The organism is Cytophagaceae bacterium (assembly GCA_016722655.1).
Classification (GTDB): Bacteria; Bacteroidota; Bacteroidia; order Cytophagales; family Spirosomataceae; genus Leadbetterella.
The window spans coordinates 635,423-658,457 of the sequence record JADKIR010000004.1 but is presented as its reverse complement, the minus strand read 5'-3'; the positions used below and the strand labels follow the sequence as shown (position 1 = coordinate 658,457).

Sequence of the window (23,035 nt, the reverse complement as noted above, 5' to 3'; positions counted from 1 at the left end):
ACGGACTAATTGGGATAGTTTTTGCGTTGTGAAATAAAAAAATCGGAATTTTGAAAAGAGCTTTGTTGTTTGTGGCGTTGAGTTTTGGACTAAACGCTTGTTTTTTGTTTGGAGATGGAGGAGATGATCCAAAGCCCGTTGTCAAAGATAGCGTAGCGAAATTTAATGATAGTCCGGTTACAATATTGCCTTCTACTGAAATTCTGAATGAAGTCTCCGGTATGGCTGCTTCTCAAAAAAATCCGGGGTATCTCTGGCTGATTGAAGATTCTGAGGCTCAGGCAGGTATTCACCTTATTTCTGATAAGGGAATTTACCAAAAATTTATTCCCGTGGCCGGAACTAACCGAGACTGGGAAGATCTGGCGGTCGGACCCGGGCCAAAAACCGGTGTAAGTTATGTTTATGCACCAGATGTTGGAGACAATGTTAAAATTTACAAAGAATATCAAATTTACAGATTCGAAGAGCCTACTCAAAATGCCAATAATATAAATAGTGTGGAAATTATTAGGTTTACCTATCCAAATAATACTTCCTACGACTCAGAAACCATTTTAATTGATCCCAAGACTAAGGATATTTATATTGTCACAAAAGGAGAATTTAATGAAAAAATATTTAGGTTAGCATATCCTCAGTCATTAGAAAGTGTAAAAGAAGCTGAATTTATGGGTTCAATCCCGATTTGGGGAATAACCGGTGGCGATATTTCGGCAGACGGCAAAGAGATTTTATTAAAAACTTATTTTGCTGTTTTTTATTGGAGAACCCGTTCAGGAGAGTCTATTTTTCAAACTCTAGCCAGGGCCAGAGATGTAGGAGCCCCCTATGTATCAGAGCCGCAGGGTGAGGCTATATGTTGGGATGCCGGTGTAAAGGGATATTTTACGATGTCGGAGCGGAGTTCGCAAACCGAAATTCCGAAATTGTATTATTATTCGAAAAAGTAAATTTTAAAACTAATTCTGCTAAACGGATAAATTATATCAAATGTGACCTTATATCAGCCTGCACTGTTTGAACACAATCAAAATTCTCGATTGGAGAAATATAAAATTCATAAATAAATGATTTTGAGAATTTTGAGTGTGTGAGTTTGCAGGGTGCAGTTTTTTTTGCTTCGTTTTTTTTCGAAAAAAAATGAAGGCCCAGGCGGCAGCCGACACAAAGAATGTAATTGGGTGTTTTTCTATTTTTAACAATTTACCATCAAAAGTTGATTCGAGGCTTATTTTTGTTAAAAATATTAAACTGTTTGATAGTAAAAATATAATTGAGATATAATTACTTTTTTCTTTTAAAACAGGATTACATAGTTTTGGAAAAATAAAAAAAGAATCTCCAGTTTTGAAGATTCTTTTTTTATGTTATTAAATATCAGTAAATTATCCAAACATCCTGGCTTTTCCTCCCGGAGTCATTTTATTAAATTTCTTCATCATTTTTTTCATCTGTTCAAACTGCTTCAACAGATTATTGACTTCCTGAATACTGCGGCCTGCACCAGAAGCGATACGCTTACGACGGTTGCCATCTATTATATCGGGCAATTCACGCTCTTTGGGTGTCATACTTTTTATGATAGATTCTATCGGTTTAAATGAGTCATTACTGATATCCAGATCTTTGACCGCACCTCCCATACCCGGAATCATACCCATAATATCTTTGATATTACCCATTTTTTTGATTTGCTCTAGCTGCCCAAGAAAGTCGTTGAGGTCGAAGCTGTTCTCCCTCATTTTTTTGTTGAGCTTGCGGGCTTCGTCTTCATCGTAAGCTTGCTGTGCACGCTCAACGAGTGAAATCACGTCACCCATTCCAAGAATACGGCTGGCCATACGATCAGGATGGAAGATGTCAAGGTCTTCCATCTTTTCGCCTGTACTCATAAACTTGATAGGCTTTTCTACCACAGCTCTAATAGAAAGGGCGGCACCACCTCGCGAATCACCGTCGAGTTTGGTAAGCACTACACCGTCAAAATCAAGACGGTCATTAAAAGTTTTGGCTGTATTTACCGCATCCTGACCGGTCATGGAGTCAACCACAAACAAAATCTCAGAAGGAGCTATGGTCTTTTTGATGTTTTCGACCTCAGTCATCATGACCTCATCCACTGCCAGGCGACCCGCAGTATCGACGATTACGATACTTTTTCCTTTAATTTTAGCCTCGGCTACTGCATTTTTGGCTATCGAAACGGCATCTTTGTTGTCGGGTTCTGCATATACGTCCACGCCAATCTGTTCACCCAAAACCTGTAACTGGGTAATTGCCGCCGGTCTGTAAACATCACAGGCAACCAACATCACTTGTTTTCCCTGTTTTTTAAGATAAGATGCAAATTTTCCTGAAAAAGTAGTCTTACCAGAACCTTGCAAACCCGCAATCAAAATCACAGCAGGCGAGCCTTTAAGGTTTATGGCCTGGGCAGTGCTGCCCATAAGTGTGGTGAGTTCTTCCTGTACAATTTTAACAAACAACTGGCCCGGTTCTACTGCAATCATTACCTTTCGGTCTATGGCCTCTTGTTTTACACGGTCTGTTACTTCTTTGGCTACCTTGTAGTTAACGTCGGCATCCATTAGTGCCCTACGTATTTCTTTTATGGTACTGGCAATATTTACATCAGTAATCCTTCCTTTTCCTTTGAGGGTTTTGAAGGCACTGTTAAGTTTATCCTGAAGATTCTGAAACATAATTGATTATATCTGCTCAAATGAGGTGCAAATTTAAGAAAATTGGATTGAAAATTAAGATTTTTTGTAAAATGAAAAAACGAAACTTTTAATCTTAATGAAAAAAGCAAAATTGAAACTCAATAAAAAAAAGCCCAAATCCGAAGATTCAGGCTTTCATTCAAAGGTTTTAGAAATTCTACTATTAGAAATTACAGGGCAGAAGCCGTTCTGTTTACATTGGTAGAAATCTGAAATGGTTTTGTCATTTTCTCACTTCCTGTGATTACCTCGAAATAATAATTTCCATCAGGTAAGTTGCTCAAATCAAACACTTTAGAGAAAGAGTCTTTTTTGGCTATAAACTCAGTGTGAAAAGTTTCACCCTGGTTATTTTTGATAGAAATATATGTTTTTTTCGAAAGATTATCAAGACTTAATTTGAATTTCAGGCCATCGATGGCTTTTACAGTAAGTCCATTTGTTTCGGCATTGATTTCTACAATTTTAAGTCCATTGGCGGCTGTTGCCATGCTTGCAGCTGATACTCCCATCAAAACTGCGAATGTTATAATAAGCTTTTTCATAAATATTCTTTAATTTTTTTTAGTCTTTAATAATTAATTAGTTGGCAATTGCAGTTCTCTTAACATTTGTTGAGATCTGGAATGGCTTATTCATTTTTTCGTTTCCGGTTACAACTTCGAAATAATAATTTCCATCAGGAAGGTTGCTCAAGTCATACACTTTAGAGAAAGCGTCTTGTTTTCCTACATACTCAGAATGGAAAATTTCACCCTGGTTGTTTTTGATAGCGATATATGTTTTTTTCGAAAGTTTGTCCAAACTCAATCTAAATTTAAGGCCATCGATAGCCTTCACAGTTAGTCCATTCGCCTCGGCTTTGATTTCTACGATTTTAAGTCCGTTGGCGGCGTTTGTCAGGTTAGCAGCTGATACTCCCATCAATACTGCTAAAGTTAATGTAAGCTTTTTCATAATATTTTTTGTTCTTGTTTTCTTATTTGGAAAAATATTTAAATCTTGATTTTGTCTTAGATAATTTTACCTTTTTCGAAAACCTTTGATACTGCAAATGTACAGAAGATACTGAATACGTGTCAATTGTAAAAATGTACTTACATGAAAGTTCTTTACAGGATGCCATGATAATATTGGAAAAGTACCATACTTGTTAGAAAAGTGCAAGGATTGGGTAGAAAGGTGCAATGTTTTTTAAAATTGTCCAAAAAACGCCCTTAGGAGTATTCTGAGAAAAGTATAGGATGTTGAAATCAGGATGTAATAATTAATATTGAAATTTTCATATTTCGAATTTTTGACCATGTTTTCATACATTTTGAAATCATAAATACAGTAATTAACCATTGTATTTTGCCAATATTTTCGTATAAATTATTGTGACATTAAATTTTTAATCGCAAAATTCGGTTTTACCCATTTTTTCAAATATTATTGTATCTGATTGATACTTTAATTTTTTTGTCAAGTATCATGAATCTCAACCTTAACATAAATGCTTCAATTAATCAAAAATACTTCCGGTTTTGGAAACAAAACAGCCGTTGTTGATGCTGATAATGAATATTCTTATTCACAATTACTACAGTTTTCGGCAAGTGTAGCCAGTGGTTTATTAGGAAATAAGCCAGACCTTTGTCAGCAAAGGGTTGCTTACATGGTAAATCCGGGTATCAATTATGTGGCAACTCAGTGGGGAATCTGGCGTGCTGGTGGAGTAGCAGTGCCGATTGCCATCAATTATCCGCTTCCTTCAATAGAATATGTAATTGAAGACACTGAAGCCACTATCATTCTAGCCGATGCGACGTATTTTGAGTATCTGCAGGAATTAAAAACTAAATTTCCTGTAAAGATTTTAAAAGTAGAGGATTTAATCGATTCGGCCGTTTCAAAACTTCCTGATGTGGATTTGTCCCGAAACGCCATGATATTATATACTAGTGGCACCACCAGTAAGCCTAAAGGGGTAGTTACTACTCATTCAATTCTTCAATCACAAATCAGTACTTTGGTAGATTCCTGGAAATGGATAGCCGATGATTACACCATATGCATTTTACCCTTACACCATGTGCATGGTATCGTAAATGTGGTTTCCTGCGGACTTTGGAGTGGTGCAGTAGTACAATTTTTACCCACTTTCAGTGCAGAGGAAGTTTTCAGGATTTTTCTGGAAGGGAAACTAAATGTGTTTATGGCTGTGCCGACCATATATTTTAAGTTAATAGCCCATTTTGAAAGCCTTCCCATTGTTGAGCAGGAAAAACTTAGTGAAGCCATGCAGAAATTCAGATTGATGGTATCAGGCTCTGCGGCATTACCAGTTTCGGTTATGGAAAAATGGGCCGAAATTTCAGGGCATTATTTGCTGGAAAGATATGGTATGACAGAAATAGGTATGGGAATAAGTAATCCATATGATGGAGAAAGAAGAGCGGGATATATTGGAAAGCCTTTGCCTGGTGTTAAAGTAAGGCTAGTGAACGATATGAAACTGGTAGAAAAAGAAACAGAACCAGGTGAAATTCAGGTAAAGGGATCCAATGTATTTAAAGAATATTGGAATAAACCGGAGGCTACCAAAAAATCATTTACTGACGATGGATGGTTTATGACGGGAGACATTGCGGTGGTCGAAAACGGTTATTATCGCATTTTAGGGAGAGATTCTGTCGATATCATAAAATCAGGCGGTTACAAAATTTCGGCTTTGGAAATAGAAGAAGTTCTGCGAAAACATCCCGAAATCTCTGATTGCTGTGTGGTTGGTATTCCTGATGAAGAATGGGGTGAGGTGGTAGCGGCGGCTGTTTTGAGTCCTGAAAGTGATTTGGATTTTAAAAAACTAAATGATTGGATGAGGCAAAATATGCCAGCTTACAAGACACCCCGAAAGTATATAAAGGTTGAGGAGTTGCCCCGGAATGCGATGGGAAAGGTTACTAAAAACGATGTAAAAAAGATATTTGTATGAATGCACTGATGTACGGACTGGGTCTCCTGGCATTTTCTTTTCTAAGTGGCCAGTTTCTGGGTGAAGAGCTTGGTGTCTGGCTTGGGGTAAAAGCCAATGTGGGCGGAGTAGGCTTTGCAATGATTATTTTGATTTTGGCCAAAGATTTTTTGAAAAAGAAAAACCTGGTAAATGAGGATTTCAAAAAAGGAATTGATTACTGGAATGTGATGTATGTGCCGGTAGTAATTGCTATGTCGGCAAGTCAGAATGTTAAAGTGGCAGTATCGAGTGGTTTTTTGGCCATTATTGCAGGACTGGTGCCAGCTGTCTTGGTTTTTTGGTTTTTTCCTTATTTTGTTCAAAAACTTAAACCCCGCAATTAATGAAAATTTTAGAAAAACTTTTGGATAAAAACGGTTTGGTGGCAGGAATTCTTGTCGTTGCAGTAATCATTCTTTTTTCTGAGCTTTTCACAAGAAAAGTTCTTAGAAATAAGATACCTTCTTCAGCTCTCGCCATATTGATGGGACTTGTGCTGGCGTACTTTGGCGGTCTTATTTCAAATGGAGAAAAAGGATTAGCTGATATTGAAATTTTCAAAGGAGTTGGCGTGCTTGGCGGGGCAATGTTTCGTGATTTTTCAATTGTGGCCTCTGCTTTAGGAGCAAGTTTTCTGGTTATGAAAAGAGCAGGAATTTTGGGTTTGGTATCATTGTTTGTGGGTATTACGTTCTTCTTTATTTGCGGTGTCGCTATAGCTTACATTTGGGGATATCGCGATGCCGTTTCGCTTTGTACAATTGGTGCTGGGGCATGTACCTATATTGTGGGACCAGTAACAGGGGCAGCCCTAAATGCTAGTTCTGATGTTATCGCTTTGAGCATAGCTACAGGAGTTGTAAAAGCCATAGGAATAACCATTTTGACACCAGTTTTCGCACCAAAAATTGGCCTCAATAACCCCGAAGCCGCCATGGCTTATGGTGGACTAATGGGGACCAACAGTGGCGTAGCCGCCGGATTGGCAGCCACAGACCCGGCTTTAGTTCCTTATGGAACCGTGACCGCAACGTTTTATACCGGATTAGGCTGTTTGGTTTGTCCATCTCTTTTTTATCTGGTTTTGAACCTTTTTATAAATTAATTTACTGATAATAAATATACTATTTCAATATTATGAAAAACAGAAGAGAGTTTTTGAAAAGTGCAGGTGCTTTGGCTACTACTATGAGCCTGGGTTCTTTGGGTGAAGTTATGGCTCAATTAAAGCAGGAAAACAAACTTGGGATTCAGCTTTTTTCTATTCCAAAAATGCTTTCAGAAAACTTTGAAGGTGGCCTTAAAATGCTCGCTACCCAGGGATATAAAGAGTTGGAATTGTTTGGTCCTTATCCATTTAGTGCCGAAAGTGCCAAAAAAGGCTGGGAGGCTACCGGGAAAATGCTTGGCTTTTCTGGAAGTGGTTATTTTGGAAAATCTGCTTTGGAAGTAAAAAAAATGTTGAAAGACAACGGTTTGTCCTCTCCTGGTACTCACACTGATCTTGATACGCTTGAAAACAATATGGGGGCATTGTGCGAGGCAGCTCAGATTATGGGTTGGAAATATGTTACATTACCGGCTATTCCCGATGACCGCCGCAAGACTTTGGATGATTATAAAAGAATAGCGGAGACCTTCAATAAAATTGGAGAAAATGCCAGGAAGAATGGAGTAAAATTTGGCTATCACAATCATGGCTATGGCATAAAACCACAAAACGGAGTGATACCTCTGGAAATAATTCTAAAAAACACCGACCCGAAACTGGTATTTTTGAAATGGATATTTTCTGGACTACTTGTGGAGGGGCTGACCCTATCGCTCTATTGAATAAATATCCCAATAGATACAAAATGTTGCATCTCAAAGATATGAAAGAAAAAAAGCAGTTTGCAGGAGACGGAGGAAGTATGGGCGATTGGATTCCAATGTTTCCGCTCATGGCCTCTGCTGGCGATGGCGTGCTTGACCTGGAAGCTATTGTGAAAAAAGCCAAAGAAGTAGGAGTGGAGCATTTCTTTGTTGAGCAAGACATGGTAGCTAACCCTGATGTGGCATTGAAAAGAAGTGCTGATTTCCTGATTTCTAAGCTTTAAAAAAAGAATGGTAAAGATCAGGTATCTTGGCATTCTATAAATCTTGAAAATTTTGGGTGAAAATTATCATAAAAAATCGGTAATTTTACCCTATATATAAAAACCTTAAAACGCTTCAAACGCTTTTCACTTATGAAAAGAAAACTCTTCCTTTTTTTTTGCTTTATAAGCCTGATTAATAGTGCTTTGGCACAATATGACGCCAAATGGGAAAGCCTGGATAAAAGGCCTACACCGGCCTGGTTTGAAGATGCCAAATTTGGTATTTTTATCCACTGGGGTCTTTATGCTGTGCCTTCCTGGGCAACAAGATCCAATGCCGATGGCTTTGGTAGTGGTTATTCGGAGTGGTACTGGCAGCGGTTAGAAGCCACAAATCTTAAGATTCATAAGGAATTTAAAGATTTTCATGAAAAAAACTATAGCGGTCGCCCTTATCAGGATTTTGCAAAAGATTTTAAAGCCGAGCTTTTTAACCCGGATAAATGGGCAGATATTTTTGATAAAGCTGGAGCAAAATATGTGGTTTTGACCTCAAAACATCATGAAGGATATACCCTTTGGCCCAGCAAAGAAAGCTGGAACTGGAATTCGGTGGATTTGGGCCCCAAAAGAGATATCGTTGGAGATCTGGCAAAATCAGTTAAAGCCAAAAATTTAAGAATGGGTTATTATTATTCTTTGTATGAATGGTTTAATCCGGTTTACAAAAAAAGCCCTGATCAGTATGTGGCTGAAAGAATGCTGCCTCAGATGAAAGACCTGGTTACTACTTATAAGCCTGATGTTCTCTGGACCGACGGAGAGTGGGACCAGTCAGCCAAAACCTGGAGAAGTGAGGAGTTTTTGGCCTGGTTATTTAACGAGTCACCTGTAAAAAACAGTATTGTGGTCAATGACCGTTGGGGAAATGATACCCGCAGCGAGCACGGCAGTTTTCTGACTTCTGAGTATGGCCATGGAGGAGAAAATCTAAAAAACGCTATCATGAATAACCGCCCCTGGGAAGAAAACAGGGGAATAGGTGACTCTTTTGGATACAACCGAAACGAAAATCTGGAAGATTATTTATCAGGGAAACAACTCGTTCATCAATTAATAGACATCGTTTCTCGTGGGGGAAATTTGCTTTTAAATATCGGGCCGGCTGCTGATGGAAGTATCCCGGTAATCATGCAACAAAGATTAGCAGAGATTGGTGCTTGGTTAAAAGTCAACGGAGAAGCCATTTACGGCTCCAGAAAGTATAAAGCCTCAGAAGACAAGAGTATTTTTTATACCAAAAAAGGCGAGGATTTATTTGTTATTACGACTGAATGGAAAGAGCAAATCAAACTCAATGACCTGAAATCTTTTGAGAGTGTAGAAATGTTGGGTTATTCAGGAAAAGTAAAAACAGAAATAAAAAAAGGTGTACTTACAATTACAGCTCCAACAATTAATCCCGGAAATATTCCTTGTGATTATGCATGGGTTTATAAGGTAAAAGGTGCATTGAAATAGGAAAATTAACAATCAAAAAATAAAGTAAAAGAAGCCGCAGTTTTTAAAATATTTACTGCGGCTTCTTTGTTTAATTCCGGCAATTTATCATCCAGTTAATACCAAATTTATCGATAAAGCTCCCAAAATATGCTCCCCAAAACATTTCCTGAAGTGGCATAGAAATAGTTCCTCCTTCTGAAAGGCCGGCAAAGATTCTATCTGCCTCTTCACGGGTTTCAGGCTCTAGTTGGATGTGCATATTATTTCCTATAGTCACATTAAAACCCATTTCTTTGGGAGCATCTGTACCCATTAAAATATGATTGTTCATGATTGGGAGCTCAATGTGAAGTACCATGTTTTTAACGTTTTCGGCTATGGGAGGCTGAGTAGGGTCTGTGGGTAAAACCCCGAAACGCTGTATTCCTGCACCAGAATACTCATTTTTAAACACCGACTTATAAAATTCAAAGGCTTCTTCGGTATTTCCCGGGAAGTTAAGATAGGTACTTACTCTTGAATGTTTGTCTTTTTGGTTTTGTTTTCGAAGGTAAAATTGTGCTGCAATATATTGATCGAGATTGTCCATCGCCATGGTGAATCCTTCTTTAAAGCCCATTTTAATAATATTCTCCAGGTCTTCTGGTTTTTCGTACTCTAAAGTCAAATTTACCAGGGTATTGTCTCCGTTTGCGGTAAAATTACTTGCCCATTTTGTTCTTGGCATTTGGTTGTTTAATACCTGATTTTCATCGCAAAAAGCGTCCAAATGATTAAAACACTTTTGGAATTCAATATTGCTGTAGTCAGCAACACACCAATGTTTTTCACCTTCCGGACTCACCATTGCATAATACCATCTTCCTCCATTTCTAAAATCCATAGACTGGGTTTGGGTTTCATAAGGTCTGGGTGCCCACCATTGGTCTAAAAGCTCGGCGGTGGTCCAGGCGTCCCAAACCAGCTGGACATTAGCGGCAAATTCTCTGTTTATATAAATTCGGTTATTGACTTTGTCAACCTCAAAATCAAATGTCAAAGCGGTTTTCATAATATGTTAATTTAAAGTAAATTAATTGCATATTTCCAAAAGTAAATCGTCGAGTCTTTCCAGAGTAGAGATCATTCCCGGTTCCATACCCATATTGATTACAGTTTCTAAATCAGCCTGACTATTATAGGTTACCAGGGTTTCAATAACCGTATTTTTACCCAAATCACTAAAAGAAACTTTCCAATGAGCTGTAGGTAAGTCTGAATTTACCTTTCCGTTTGCATCGCAAAATGCATCTTTGGAAGTGTAATAATCAATGGGCTGAATATGCACAAAGTCTGTCCAACCCCAATGCTCGGTGCCATTTGGCTCCACCATTGCATAGTGCCAGTGCCCACCATCTCTAAAGTCCATCGACTTAGTGATTGAGGTGAGTGGTGTTGGAGCAAACCACCGGCTGAGGTATTCGGCTTTGGTGTAACAGTCCCAAACCAGCTGTCGACCGGCAGCAAATTCACGTTTGATGGTAAGCGTGTTGCTGGCCTTGTAAGGCTCAAAGTCAAATATAAAAGGCTTTTTCATTTTTTAATTTGTTTAAGCGTTTCCAATAAAGCATCCAATTGATTAAACCGGCTTTCCCAGATTTTCCTAAACTGCTCCAGCCAAATGTCTATTTCTTTCATTTTGTCAATTTCCAGTTTATAATATATCTCCCGGCCTTTTTGCTCCTGCTGTATTAACTCACACTCTGTCAGTATTTTAAGGTGTTTCGATACTGCCTGACGGGTACTGTCGAAATGTTCGGCGAGGGCATTGGGTGTCATAGCCTGCAGGGCTATCAGGGCTATAATGGCTCTGCGGGTGGGGTCGGCTATTGCCTGAAAAATATCTCTTCTCATTTTATTATGAAACTAATCAGTTGCAAATATATATGCAACCGTTTGGTTTCTCAAAATTATTTTTAATATTTTTTTTTAAACTTTCTAAATAATTGAAATACAGGTTAAAGGATTTTCTGAAAGGCTCAAAAGATAAAATCACCATTCATAAAAAATGGTTTCAACGAGCCGATTTATACTAATTATCTTTACAAAAAATGGAAAAGCTATGTTATTGATTGCAGTTTTGGTGCCCTGGTTATCTTTTTTACTTAGAGGAAAAATTCTCAGTGGTATTTTGTGTTTATTACTTCAAATCACCATCATAGGCTGGTTGCCTGCTGCACTATGGGCTGTAGCTTCGCGTCTTGATGGAAAAAACCAAACCCGCGTCAGAAGGATGGAGCGGAGAATGGCGAGATGATTCGATTTACGATTGATTCGATTATTCATTTACGATTATTTTTTCTGGGGCTCTATTCACAAAATAATAAACAGTTGGCACGGAACTGATGTCAAAGAACACAGATTTTTTGTAAAACTTAGAACCTTGGTAGTGATGAATAATTTCTACTTCACCCCATTCTCAGGATTCCAGCTTCCCTGTAGCTTGCGGGCGAAGATAATTTGACCGGTATGGTAGGCATTGTGAGTAGCGGTATTGGCCACAGTTTCAGCGATTTTTACCAACTTTTCATCATCAGCTTTTTCGATTTCGGCTTCTAGTCCCAGCATTATATCTGAAAGTTTTTTCAGGGTTTTTTCCCAGCTTTCTTTTTCAAATTTCGTAAATGACTCCTCATTGTTGCCACTGAATTTTTCAGGTGTCTCATTTCTGAAGCCTCTGAGAATCCTTTCATTCCAGAAAACCAAATGTGAAGTCAACTGCCCGATGCTGTGATTGCCTGAGTTGTCATGCCAGTTGGCTTGCTCAGCAGTGACACCCTGCAGTGCCACATCGATAGACACAAACCAGTTTTTACCATGATGTGTACTCCTGATCTGGTCAAGTAGTGTTTTTTTTAAGGTAAGATTTTGCGAAAAGGAAGTAATAGACAAACCCAAAAAGAACAAAACAGTTAGTAACTTTTTCATATTGTTAATATTTTGATATTCAGTGATTAAATCATTATTTTTTCCATCCAAAATTATTGATTTTTTTCATAAAAACGAAAACCTTAATTCACTTAAATTTTCAGAATGAAGTTTAACTAGTTAAAGTAATTGCTTTTAGATTCCTGAAAATTTTATCTTAAACTTTCACCCGGCTCCCATATTTTAAAGGTATTTTTAGGGTTCTCTTATTTCAAAAAAAATCAATTTTAAATTTAATCCATAATTAAATCCCCACTTTCCTGGTCGAATCCCGTACAATTAATTCTCCCTGGATTATTGTACTCATTTCTTTTGGGTTTTCTTTGGTTTTGATTTTATTGAGCAAAATCGCAACAGATACTTCCCCAAGTTTTACCGGATTGGGGTTATAAGCAGTCAAAGTGGGTTCTACATTACCCGAAATCGCATCGTCACCAAAAGCAGCTACGCCCAGTTGTTCAGGAATCCTTAAATTTCTTTTTTTAGCCAATTTGATAATGTCTATCGCATCTTTGAAAAATATACAAAATATTGCATCAGGGGGGTTGGGCAGATTCATGAGCGATTCGAATGCAGAAACCAAACCGGAAGATGTGAAGTCTGAATTTACCATTAGTTCTCTATCAATTTCAAATCCACTTTCTACAATAGCTTCTTCATACCCTTGGGTACGTTTATGTGTAATTGACAAATTTTCGGGTCCGGAAACTATTGCTATTCTTTTGTAATCACATGCAATTAAATGTTTTACTAATTCTTTACTCCCATTTATGTCATTATTAGCAACTTTTGGAATATCAAATAGATCAACTGTTCGGTCTATATTTAGAATAGGAACTTTCTTATTAATTACTTTCAGTATGTGACTGAAATCATTTACGGTTTTAGAATGACTGATCAAAATACCATCGACACGGTAGCTCAATAATTTTTCGATATGTAAAAATTCTAACTCGGCCGATTCATTGGAATGGCATACAATAATACTATAAGCAGTATGATTAATAATGTTATGAATCCCGGCCAGCATTTTTGCAAAATAAGGATGTTCAATCTCCGGAACAACCACTCCAATAATATGGCTATTGCCTTTATGCAAACTTTGGGCTATCAGATTTGGCTTGTAATCAAGATCTATTGCTGCCTGGTTGACAAGTTTTTTGGTATTTGGATTAATGTCATATTTATCGTTCAATGCCCTGGATACAGTTGACACAGAAATACCCAAATGTCTGGCTATGTCAACAATAGTTGTAAGGCCTTTGTTTTTAGATAATTCCGGGATTGTTTGTTCCAAAACAAAGCTAAAATCACACAACTTACAATAATACCGCTGCTTGCCCCGGACTTTCCCCGATTTTATAATTCCATCAACCTTTCCACATTTTAGACATTTTTGCATATTATCTATTGTATTTTTCCAAGTTTAAATAGTAAGGGTTAAGGCTTAAATTTTCTTAAAGTTACATTGTTTTTAAAAAAATTAATTAAAATAGTTATAAAAAATCTCTTTCAAATTCTATTAAATATCATAATCTAAAACGTTGCCGATAGTTTTCGTTTTGCCTAATGTGTAAAAATGACACTTTTAATTTGATTATACAAAAATAGGCCTATAGCTTCGAGAATTAAGAATTCAAGTGTATAAATGACAGTTAATCACTGTTTATAGTTTGAATTATTAATTTTTGTATTATTCTAATAAACTTAATCGATTTTAAAATGAAAAAAAGTTACTTCAAAAAAATCAAATCGATGCATTGGGTGGGCGTATTAACATTAATACTGCTTTTTCCAATTGCTCTTTTTGCACAATCGGGTCAAATTAGTGGCGTGGTACTCGATGGTTCTAACAACGAGGGGTTACCAAGTGTAACGATCAGAGTAAAAGGTACCCAGAAAGGTACAACTACTGATGTGAGCGGTAATTTCAAAATTGAAGCTGCTAAATCAGATGTGTTGGTGTTTAGTTACATTGGTTTCAAAACTCAGGAGGTAGTAGTTGGCAATCAGACTACTTTGAAAATTGCTCTTGCTATTGATGACCTCACACAACTCAGCGAAGTAGTTGTGGTAGGTTATGGTACACAAAGGAAAGAAGCAGTAACCGGTTCGGTTATTTCTGTTTCAGGGGATAAAATCAGAGAGATTCCTGCTCCAAATATTTCACAGGCATTACAAGGTAGAATGCCGGGAGTTGAAATGTCACAAACTTCCACCAAGCCAGGTGCAACTATGCAGATTAGGATTAGGGGAACCAGGTCTTTGAGTGCTGATAACAACCCTTTAATCGTATTAGATGGAATACCATTTCCAGGTTCTTTGGCTGACCTTAACCCTAATGACATCAAAAGCATTGACATTTTGAAAGATGCTTCAGCTACAGCCATTTATGGTTCAAGAGGAGCTAACGGAGTTATTCTTATTACAACTGAGAAAGGTCAGAAAGGTAAAAAACCAAAAATTTCGTATAACGGTTATTACGGAACACAGTCCGTTTTTTCTCCTTATCCAATGATGGACGGCCCTACGTTTGCTAAATTCAGAAAAGATGCCGGTTTATATTCAAATGGTATAGATGAGACTGACAATATTAATACCAATTGGCAAGATTTGTTTTATAGAGACGGCGTGATGACCGATCATTCATTGAGCTTATCAGGTGGAACAGAGACTGGAAATTACAATTTTGGTGGTGGATATTATTATAATCAGGGTGTAATTCCAACTCAGGATTATGGTCGCTATTCATTGAGGGGTTCTATTGAACAAAAAGTCAACAAATTTGTAAAAGTAGGATTTAACACCAATAGTAACTATAACTTCTCAAATGGTAATCAAATAGGTGTAGGTGGTATTTTGAGTGCAACTCCTATTTCAAATCCTTATAATGGGGATGGAACTTTGAAAAGAACCTTTAAAATGGCACTGGACGAACAATTTACTGTAACCAGAGGAGTTGTAGAAGACCTAAAAGATGTTTGGTTAAATGAAAACAAAGGTTACGCTTCTTATAACTCATTTTATGGTGAAGTAAATATTCCGAGAATTGAGGGATTGAAATACAGAACCAACCTTGGTCTTGATTTTATTCAAAATACCAGTGGAAACTACACAGGTGAAGGGATAAATAACGTGAATCCAACCACTATTTCAACCGCAGGTATCGGTAACTCTCATACTTACCACTGGACAGTTGAAAATATCCTAAGTTATGATCGCACATTTGCACAAAAGCATAATTTGAGCGTTGTAGCTCTTTATTCTGCGGAGCAAAATAAATATAACAGGTCTTCTGTGGCTGCAAAGGGCATTCCATCTGATGACTTTATGTACTATAACCTTGGTCAGGCAACAGGCGAAATCACTGTAAATCCTAATGATCAAGATTACCAAATGTGGGGCTTAATGTCTGGAATGGGTCGTGTTATGTATTCTTACAATGACCGCTATATGGCTTCAGCGACTCTACGTTCTGATGGTTCTTCAAGATTGGCAGATGGTTACAAATGGCATACTTATCCGGCAGTCTCGTTAGGTTGGAACATTATGAAAGAACCGTTTATGGTTCCCGTTGCAGGGCTTACTGAATTAAAACTTCGTGTAGGTTATGGTCAAACTTCCAATCAGGCGATTTCACCATATGCTACTTTAGGTCGTCTTTCTACAAGACCATATAATTTTGGACCTACAAATTATGCTGTTGGTTATTATGTTTCTACACTACCAAACAAAAATTTGGGATGGGAATATTCTGAAACATGGAATGCCGGTCTTGATTTTGGTTTGTTGAAAGATCGTTTGACTGGTAAACTGGAGTATTATATTACCAATACAAAAGATATTCTTTTAGGTGTGGGTTTACCTGCAACATCTGGTGTTAGTAGCTACACTGCCAATATTGGACAAACTCAAAACAAAGGTATTGAATTAGACCTCAATGGTTCAATTATTCAAAATAAAGGAGGATTTACTTGGGATGCAGGTGTTAACTTCTATCTTAACAAAAACAAACTGGTTGCTTTGGCATCTGGACAAACCAGAGACGAAGGAAATGCCTGGTTTGTAGGTTATAACATCAATGCTATTTATGATTATGAAAAAATAGGATTGTGGCAGGAAGGCGATGCCAATCTTACTAAATTCGAACCAGGTGGTAATATCGGTATGATTAAAGTTAAATATACAGGTGAGTTTAACGAAGATGGAACACCAAAAAGAGCAATTGGAGCTGCCGACAGACAAATCATGAATGTTGACCCTAAATTCCAGGGTGGATTTAATACAAGGGTAACTTACAAAGGCTTTGATCTTAGTTTGGTTGGTCTTTACCGGGTTGGTGGCATACTTATTAGTAATGTTCACGGGCCAAATGGTTACATTAATTTATTGACCGGTCGTAGAAACAACATTGACGTTGATTACTGGACAGCAGATAATACGGATGCTAAATATCCAAAACCAGGTGGAATTCAGAGTGGTGACAATGCGAAATACGCCAGCACTTTAGCATATTTTGATGGATCGTTCCTAAAAATCAGAACAATTACTTTGGGCCATGACCTTAACAAAAGTTTGTTGAAAAACTCTGATATTAAAATGAGACTATATGCAACAGTTCAAAACCCATTCGTGATGTTCTCAGAGTTCCATAAAGAATCTGGTTTGGATCCTGAAACTAACTCATACGGTAATGAAAACGTGGCAACTGGTGGTTATCAAAGAAGACTACTCACAGTTGGGTATAATACACCATCAACCCGAAATTATGTTTTGGGCTTCAATTTGACATTCTAAATTTAAAAATATTAAAGAGATGAAAATTAAAATATTTGCGACATTAATATTCCTAACCATTTTTTCGGTAGGATGCTCAGATATCTTAAAAGAACAGCCAAGGAGTATTTATGAACCGGGGTTCTTTAAAACTGAAAAGGGAGTTATGGGTGGTTTAACCTCTATGTATGCCCATTTGCGTTGGATTTATGGTCAGGCTTATTATTTCAATTCAGTAATAACCGGAACCGACGAAGCTACCTGGGCACAAAGTGCAGACGGTAACTTTAAAGATATGGATATGTCAGGAGTTGGTCAGCTTACTCCAACCAGTTATCCTACAAGTATTATTTGGGGAACAGTTTTTTCAAACATCAACACTGCATCAGGGATTATTGAAAATGCTGCTGCGGTAAATTTATCTCCTGCATTGATAGCAGAAGCAAAATTTTTCCGTGCATTTGACTATTTCTTGTTGGTTCAAACTTATGGTGGCGTGCCTTTGGATTTGGGAGCAGGTGAATTGAAATTTAACACTGCACCTTCAAGGACTTCGGTAAGAAACACAGTTCCTGAAGTTTATACAAAGGCTGTTTTTCCTGACCTATTGGCGGCAGTAAATGACCTTCCTGTTAGTGGTCGTGTAATTGGCGGTGTAAATAAAACTGTTGCCAGATTATTTTTGGCAAAAGCTTATCTTACTTATGCCTGGTGGTTGGAAAACCCAAATAATATTCCAACTTATCCGGCTGCAGAAAGAAAAGACCCGGCTGGAAAAAATGCTCAGTATTATTATCAGCAAGCATATGATATTGCAACCGCTGCCATAGAAAACCCGGGCCCGTTTGCTTTACAACCTACGTTCTATGATTTGCATTTAGGATCAAATGACAGAAACAATGAGTTACTCCTTTATGCTGATCACACCGAGTCAAGTGAATTATACAATGGTGCAAGTTTAACATTTGGTAGTGGTGGTGCTCCTGATAACTTTGCTGTTTGGATGCTTACTTGGAACTATACAAACATTAGAAGTAGTTCTTCCAGTACAGCCTGGAGTGCAGTAAGTACTGTTCAAAGAGCTGCAACACAAGATTTAGGTCGTCCTTGGACTCGTATGGCTCCAACCATTGAAGTGTTTAAAAAGACTTTTGCCGACAAAGTTAATGACTCAAGGTACGATGGTACTTTTGTAACAACCTATAGGTCAAACTGGGATAAAGCGGGAGATAAGAAAGAAACATATTATAACGCAAATTACCTTCCTGTAAAACCTGGCGATGCAATCCTTACTTTCCTGGATGAAGAACCAGCAACTACCATTGATTATTCAAATTCAGTATTTAAAAGTAATGTAGGTGCCGGAGTTATTCCCGGAAGAGCTGACTTTGTGATCGGGCCAACAGGAATTAGTCGTCTCAGACATCCTGGGTTCTGGAAATTAGGAACTTTCCGTACCGACAATGCCGGTGGACTAGGACAACCCAATGCCGGAACAACCCGTCCATTTAATATTGCGAAATTCTCTGAATTGTATTTTGTAGCTGCTGAAGCTGCTGTAAAAGGTGCAACTGCCAAGCCAGGTAAAAGTGCCAGAGAGCTTATTAATGTGATTAGAGCCCGTGCCGGAAAATGGCGTTATGACAACAATGGAGCTAAAGCTAAAATTGTTGATAATAGTGCAGCTATGGTTGAAGCGACTCCTGCAGTAATTGATATTAACTTTATTCTGGATGAACGTTCACGTGAATATTATGGTGAAGGTTATCGTTGGTACGATTTAGTACGTACTCAAAAATGGAATGAATATGCTGGTACATATTCGATTGGTGGAGCCGCAGTTACTGATCATACTCCGGTTACAGTTAAAAGGGACATCAAACCTTTCCATTATTTAAGACCAATTCCTCAGGGCCAATTAGACGGTATGGAAATGACTGCCGAAGAAAAAGCAGCTTACCAAAACCCTGGTTATTAATAGTTTTTCATAGTAGAATTTTTTATCATAGGTTAAATTGGAAATAGGGGAGGAATTTTTTCTCCCCTTATTTTTTCAAAAATTTCCGGAAATATTTTTATCAGATGAGATCTTCAGGAATACTCTCTTTAGTTTTTTTATTTCTTTTTTCTTGCAAAAAAGATAACACAAATACCAACAATCCCACACCAACTGTAAAACCATTTATCGTTAATATTTCACCAGAAACAACTTATCAAACTATCGCAGGTTTTGGAGGTGCTAATCGAATGTGGGGCACCATGTCATTGAAACCTGCTGAAGCACTGAAAGCTTTCGGAACTGACGATAACCAGCTGGGCTTGAGTATTTTCAGAGTTAGACTTTCATCTAATAAGGCAGAATGGTCCAACATCATTGAAGCAGTTAAAGAAGCCAACAAAAAAGGCGTGACCGTATTGGCCAGCCCGTGGTCGCCACCCGCAAATCTTAAAGATAACAAAACCGATGTAGGTGGACATCTCTTGGCCGAAAACTACAAAGCTTTTAAAGATTATATCAATGAGTTTATCAGGTTTATGGCTGAAAACGGTGCCAAAATTGATGTGATATCGATTCAAAATGAACCCGATATTAAAGTATCGTATGAATCTTGTGACTGGACCTCAGATGAAATGATTGATTTTCTGAAAGCACCCGGGCAAATTGTTGGGGCAAAAGTCGCAGCACCGGAATCCTTCAATTTTAATCCCGTTTACACCAATGCTCTTCTTAATAATAAGGAAGTTGCCTCCAAATTTGATATCGTTGCCGGTCATATTTATGGAAGTGGATTAGGAGAATTCCCACTGGCGGTTAATCAAAAAAAGGAAATCTGGATGACAGAGTATCTCATGAATCTCAACACAGGAAATGCCGGTGCTGCCAAATGGAATACATACACCGAGTCAGTAAAATGGACTGAAAGTATAAAAATGTTGGAATCAGTTCACAATGCAATGCTAAATAATTGGAATGCATATATTTGGTGGTATCTGCAAAGGTATTATTCTTTTATTGGTGATGGCGAGGAAGGCACTTCTAATGGAGAGATTTTGAAAAGAGGCTACGGATTTTCTCAGTATTCAAGGTTTGTAAGACCTGGTTTTCTGAGAATTGGCGTTCAAACTTCCGAAGAGAATAATTTAAAAATTACAGCTTATACCAAAGGAAATGAAGTTGTAGTAGTTGTGATAAATCCAGAAAATGTAACTCAGAAAAGGTTTCAAATAAATGGTTTAAAAATAAAAAATGCTGTCTCATATACTACCTCCGAAAAAGATTCAGCTTTAAAAAATACCCTGACAGTAAAAGATGGGTTGATAGAACAGGATCTTCATTCGAAAAGTATTACCACATTTGTAATTAATATTTAATTTAAAAAATAGATAATAAACTGATTATGAAAAAGTTGTTGTGTGTCTTGTCGGTTTTATTTTCAATTCAGGTCTTTGCAGTTAAGCCTGATTACTATGTTGTATTTCAAAATAGCGGAAAGGATTTTCCAATTGTTGCTCCGGGATTTACCTCTAAAATTTTAGTTTCCTCAGTTGACCATAAAGGAGTTATCCGTGCTGCCGGAGATTTGGTTTTAGACATTGAAAGAGTTTCGGGACAAAAAACTGAACTTCTTCAGAAATTTTCAAAAGAAAAACGCCTCATTTTAGCAGGCACTTTAGGAAAAAACAGCTGGATCGATAAACTCATAAAGAATAAAAAACTGGACGTTTCGGCCATAGCAGGAAAATGGGAAACTTTTCAGACTCAAATCATTCAAAAGCCATTTCCGGGAGTTGACGAGGCACTTGTAATTGTGGGTTCCGATAAACGGGGCACTATTTATGGTATTTACGACCTTTCAGAACAAATGGGGGTATCTCCATGGCATTTCTGGGCTGATGTACCTGCTCAAAAACATGCTGAAATCTATGTTAAACCCGAAAAGTATTCCGACGGAGAACCCAAAGTAAAATACCGTGGAATTTTTCTTAACGACGAAGCTCCATGTCTTTCGGGTTGGACAAACGAGAAAAATGGGGGATTTAACCAAAAACTTTATACTTCGATTTTTGAGTTAATTCTCAGACTGAAAGGGAATTACCTTTGGCCGGCTATGTGGGGCAACGCTTTTCATGTCGATGATCCTATGAACCCGGTTTTGGCCGATGAATATGGTGTGGTGATTGGTACTTCGCACCATGAACCCCTCATGCGTGCTCACGACGAGTGGAGGCGTTACGGTAAGGATAAAGGCAAATGGGATTACACTAAAAATGATTCTACCTTAAGAGAGTTTTGGAGAGAAAGTGTAAAGGAGCGTTATAAATACGATAATATTTTCACAGTGGGAATGCGTGGGGATGGCGATGAACCTATGTCAAGAGAAACAGCCACCGGTTTATTGGAAAAAATAGTTACAGACCAGAGAAAAATAATTGAAGAATTGTCAGGAAAGCCTGCATCGGATAAACCCCAGCTTTGGGCATTATATAAAGAAGTACAAGACTATTATGACAAAGGCATGAGGGTACCCGATGATATCACCTTGCTCCTTTGTGACGACAACTGGGGAAATATCAGGAAACTGCCCGGATTGAATGAAAAACCCAGAAAAGGCGGCTACGGAATCTATTATCATTTTGACTATGTAGGTGGCCCGAGAAATTACAAATGGGTTAATACCAATCCATTGCCCAAAATTTGGGAGCAAATGCACCTGGCTTATGAATACAATGCCCGGGAGATCTGGATTGTGAATGTCGGCGACCTGAAACCTATGGAATTCCCGATTTCATTCTTCCTTGACTATGCCTGGAATCCTGATAACTGGCCGGTAGAAAAACTTCCGGAATATTCCAAAATATGGGCAAAACAAACTTTCGGCGATGAAAACCATAAAGAAATTGCTGATTATTTGGAGAAATATGCAAAGTACAATGCTCGGGTAAAGCCGGAACTGCTCACTGCTAAAACCTATAACCTTGAAAGCGGTGAATGGAAGAGAGTGGTTCAAGAATATTCAAATCTTGCAGAAAAAGCACTACGGACCAACGAAAAAATACCTTCTGAGTATAAAGATGCTTATTATCAGTTAGTTTTATATCCTGTTTTGGCTTGCAGCAATCTTTACGAAATGTATTATGCTCATGCAAAAAATCTTGCAGCTTCAAAAGATTCATGTTCTGAAGCTAATATTTGGGCTGATAAAGTGGAATATTTTTACAAAAAAGATCAGGAATTGAGTGATTATTTCAATCAAAAACTTGCCGGGGGCAAATGGAATCATTTTGCCGATCAAAACCATATAGGTTACACTTACTGGCAACAACCCCGCCAGAATACGATGCCTAAGGTAATAAGAATTGATGGCGGTAAAACCAGTGAAGAGTTTTTACCCGAAATGCTGGAGACTTACACTCCCGGGCCAAAGGAATTTAAAGGTTTTTTGGAAGAAGATGGATTTGTTTCTATCGAGGCAGTACATTTTTCCAGAAAAATAAATTCTGAAAAAGTAGAATGGAAAATCATTCCGGATATTGGCCGTACCGGTGATGGAATCACAATTTTTCCGGTTAATATTGCTTCAATTTCATTAACCGAAAATAGTCCAAGGCTCGAATATGATATGTTTTGGAAAACTGAAGGAGAAGCAAACCTGACTTTGATGGTGTCGCCTACTCTAGAATTCAACGGAAATCAGGGATTGAAACTTGCAGTTTCCATTGATGGCGAAAAGCCTGAAATAATTGACATGCACGCTGACAGAAGTTTGAAAGAGTGGGAGAGAGTGGTCTCAAGAAATGCGAAATATCTGAACGCCAAAATTAAGATTTCTGGTAAAGGGAAACATACCTTAAAAGTATGGGCGATAGATCCGGCGGTAGTCTTGCAGAAAATCGTTATCAGTGTAAAAGACTTACCTTCAACGCATTTGGGCCCGGTGGAAAGTGTTTTTCAAAACTGAAAAATAAAATTATTGGATTAAAAA

General features: G+C 37.8%; 18 protein-coding genes and 1 pseudogene. 11 read left to right on the top strand and 8 right to left on the bottom strand.

What is annotated here, in order from left to right:
• Positions 1-50: 50 nt before the first annotated feature.
• A complete protein-coding gene (locus tag IPP61_03435) occupies positions 51-953 on the top strand; it encodes a hypothetical protein (protein MBL0324226.1) in 903 nt (300 codons plus the stop codon).
• A gap of 435 nt (positions 954-1,388) precedes the next feature.
• Here IPP61_03435 and ffh read toward each other — a convergent pair whose 3' ends face one another.
• The 3 genes from ffh to IPP61_03420 form a co-directional block, all read right to left on the bottom strand.
• Positions 1,389-2,705, bottom strand: a complete 1,317-nt coding sequence (gene ffh, locus IPP61_03430) for a signal recognition particle protein (GenBank protein MBL0324225.1) — start codon at positions 2,703-2,705, stop codon at positions 1,389-1,391.
• A gap of 191 nt (positions 2,706-2,896) precedes the next feature.
• A complete protein-coding gene (locus IPP61_03425) occupies positions 2,897-3,271 on the bottom strand; it encodes a hypothetical protein (protein MBL0324224.1) in 375 nt (124 codons plus the stop codon).
• Between the two features lie 37 nt (positions 3,272-3,308).
• Positions 3,309-3,683 (bottom strand): hypothetical protein, encoded by a 375-nt coding sequence (locus IPP61_03420; protein MBL0324223.1) that lies wholly within the window; start codon positions 3,681-3,683, stop codon positions 3,309-3,311.
• Between the two features lie 538 nt (positions 3,684-4,221).
• Here IPP61_03420 and IPP61_03415 point away from each other — a divergent pair.
• The 5 genes and pseudogenes from IPP61_03415 (at position 4,222) to IPP61_03395 (ending at position 9,326) form a co-directional block, all read left to right on the top strand.
• Positions 4,222-5,703, top strand: a complete 1,482-nt coding sequence (locus IPP61_03415) for an acyl-CoA synthetase (GenBank protein ID MBL0324222.1) — start codon at positions 4,222-4,224, stop codon at positions 5,701-5,703.
• Positions 5,700-6,068, top strand: coding sequence for a malonate transporter subunit MadL (gene madL, locus IPP61_03410; GenBank protein ID MBL0324221.1), 369 nt, complete (start codon positions 5,700-5,702; stop codon positions 6,066-6,068). Before IPP61_03415 ends, madL begins: the two co-directional genes overlap by 4 nt.
• A complete protein-coding gene (gene madM / locus IPP61_03405) occupies positions 6,068-6,829 on the top strand; it encodes a malonate transporter subunit MadM (GenBank protein ID MBL0324220.1) in 762 nt (253 codons plus the stop codon). Before madL ends, madM begins: the two co-directional genes overlap by 1 nt.
• 32 nt (positions 6,830-6,861) lie before the next feature.
• Positions 6,862-7,823 (top strand): annotated as a pseudogene (locus IPP61_03400) (sugar phosphate isomerase/epimerase).
• Between the two features lie 132 nt (positions 7,824-7,955).
• Entirely contained in the window at positions 7,956-9,326 is a 1,371-nt protein-coding gene (locus IPP61_03395; protein ID MBL0324219.1) for an alpha-L-fucosidase, read from the top strand.
• A gap of 70 nt (positions 9,327-9,396) precedes the next feature.
• Here IPP61_03395 and IPP61_03390 read toward each other — a convergent pair whose 3' ends face one another.
• Genes IPP61_03390 through IPP61_03380 form a run of 3 tightly spaced genes read right to left on the bottom strand, consistent with a single transcriptional unit; the run spans position 9,397 to position 11,201 of the window.
• Positions 9,397-10,359 carry an SRPBCC domain-containing protein gene (locus IPP61_03390; protein MBL0324218.1) on the bottom strand — a complete coding sequence of 321 codons (963 nt, stop codon included), beginning with the start codon at positions 10,357-10,359 and terminating at the stop codon, positions 9,397-9,399.
• A 21-nt stretch (positions 10,360-10,380) separates the two neighbouring features.
• Positions 10,381-10,884: an SRPBCC domain-containing protein gene (locus tag IPP61_03385; protein ID MBL0324217.1), complete on the bottom strand. Its 504-nt coding sequence runs from the start codon at positions 10,882-10,884 to the stop codon at positions 10,381-10,383.
• Positions 10,881-11,201 (bottom strand): winged helix-turn-helix transcriptional regulator, encoded by a 321-nt coding sequence (locus IPP61_03380; GenBank protein MBL0324216.1) that lies wholly within the window; start codon positions 11,199-11,201, stop codon positions 10,881-10,883. Before IPP61_03380 ends, IPP61_03385 begins: the two co-directional genes overlap by 4 nt.
• Positions 11,202-11,409: 208 nt before the next feature.
• Here IPP61_03380 and IPP61_03375 point away from each other — a divergent pair, with 208 nt between their 5' ends.
• Positions 11,410-11,604 (top strand): YqaE/Pmp3 family membrane protein, encoded by a 195-nt coding sequence (locus IPP61_03375; protein MBL0324215.1) that lies wholly within the window; start codon positions 11,410-11,412, stop codon positions 11,602-11,604.
• Between the two features lie 146 nt (positions 11,605-11,750).
• On the opposite strand, the gene IPP61_03370 is transcribed toward IPP61_03375, so the two are convergent.
• The gene (locus tag IPP61_03370; protein ID MBL0324214.1) at positions 11,751-12,275 is read right to left on the bottom strand and encodes a DinB family protein; all 525 of its coding nucleotides are present in this window, start codon (positions 12,273-12,275) and stop codon (positions 11,751-11,753) included.
• 244 nt (positions 12,276-12,519) lie between these two features.
• Positions 12,520-13,677, bottom strand: coding sequence for a LacI family DNA-binding transcriptional regulator (locus IPP61_03365; protein MBL0324213.1), 1,158 nt, complete (start codon positions 13,675-13,677; stop codon positions 12,520-12,522).
• Between the two features lie 320 nt (positions 13,678-13,997).
• On the opposite strand from IPP61_03365, the gene IPP61_03360 reads away from it, so the two are divergent.
• The 4 genes from IPP61_03360 (at position 13,998) to IPP61_03345 (ending at position 23,011) form a co-directional block, all read left to right on the top strand.
• The gene (locus tag IPP61_03360; GenBank protein ID MBL0324212.1) at positions 13,998-17,072 is read left to right on the top strand and encodes a TonB-dependent receptor; all 3,075 of its coding nucleotides are present in this window, start codon (positions 13,998-14,000) and stop codon (positions 17,070-17,072) included.
• Positions 17,073-17,091: 19 nt separating this feature from the next.
• Complete coding sequence (locus tag IPP61_03355) at positions 17,092-19,029, top strand: RagB/SusD family nutrient uptake outer membrane protein (GenBank protein ID MBL0324211.1); 1,938 nt, start codon at positions 17,092-17,094, stop codon at positions 19,027-19,029.
• A 104-nt stretch (positions 19,030-19,133) separates the two neighbouring features.
• Entirely contained in the window at positions 19,134-20,423 is a 1,290-nt protein-coding gene (locus IPP61_03350) for a cellulose-binding protein (protein ID MBL0324210.1), read from the top strand.
• Between the two features lie 26 nt (positions 20,424-20,449).
• Entirely contained in the window at positions 20,450-23,011 is a 2,562-nt protein-coding gene (locus IPP61_03345; GenBank protein ID MBL0324209.1) for a glycosyl hydrolase 115 family protein, read from the top strand.
• Positions 23,012-23,035 lie beyond the last annotated feature (24 nt).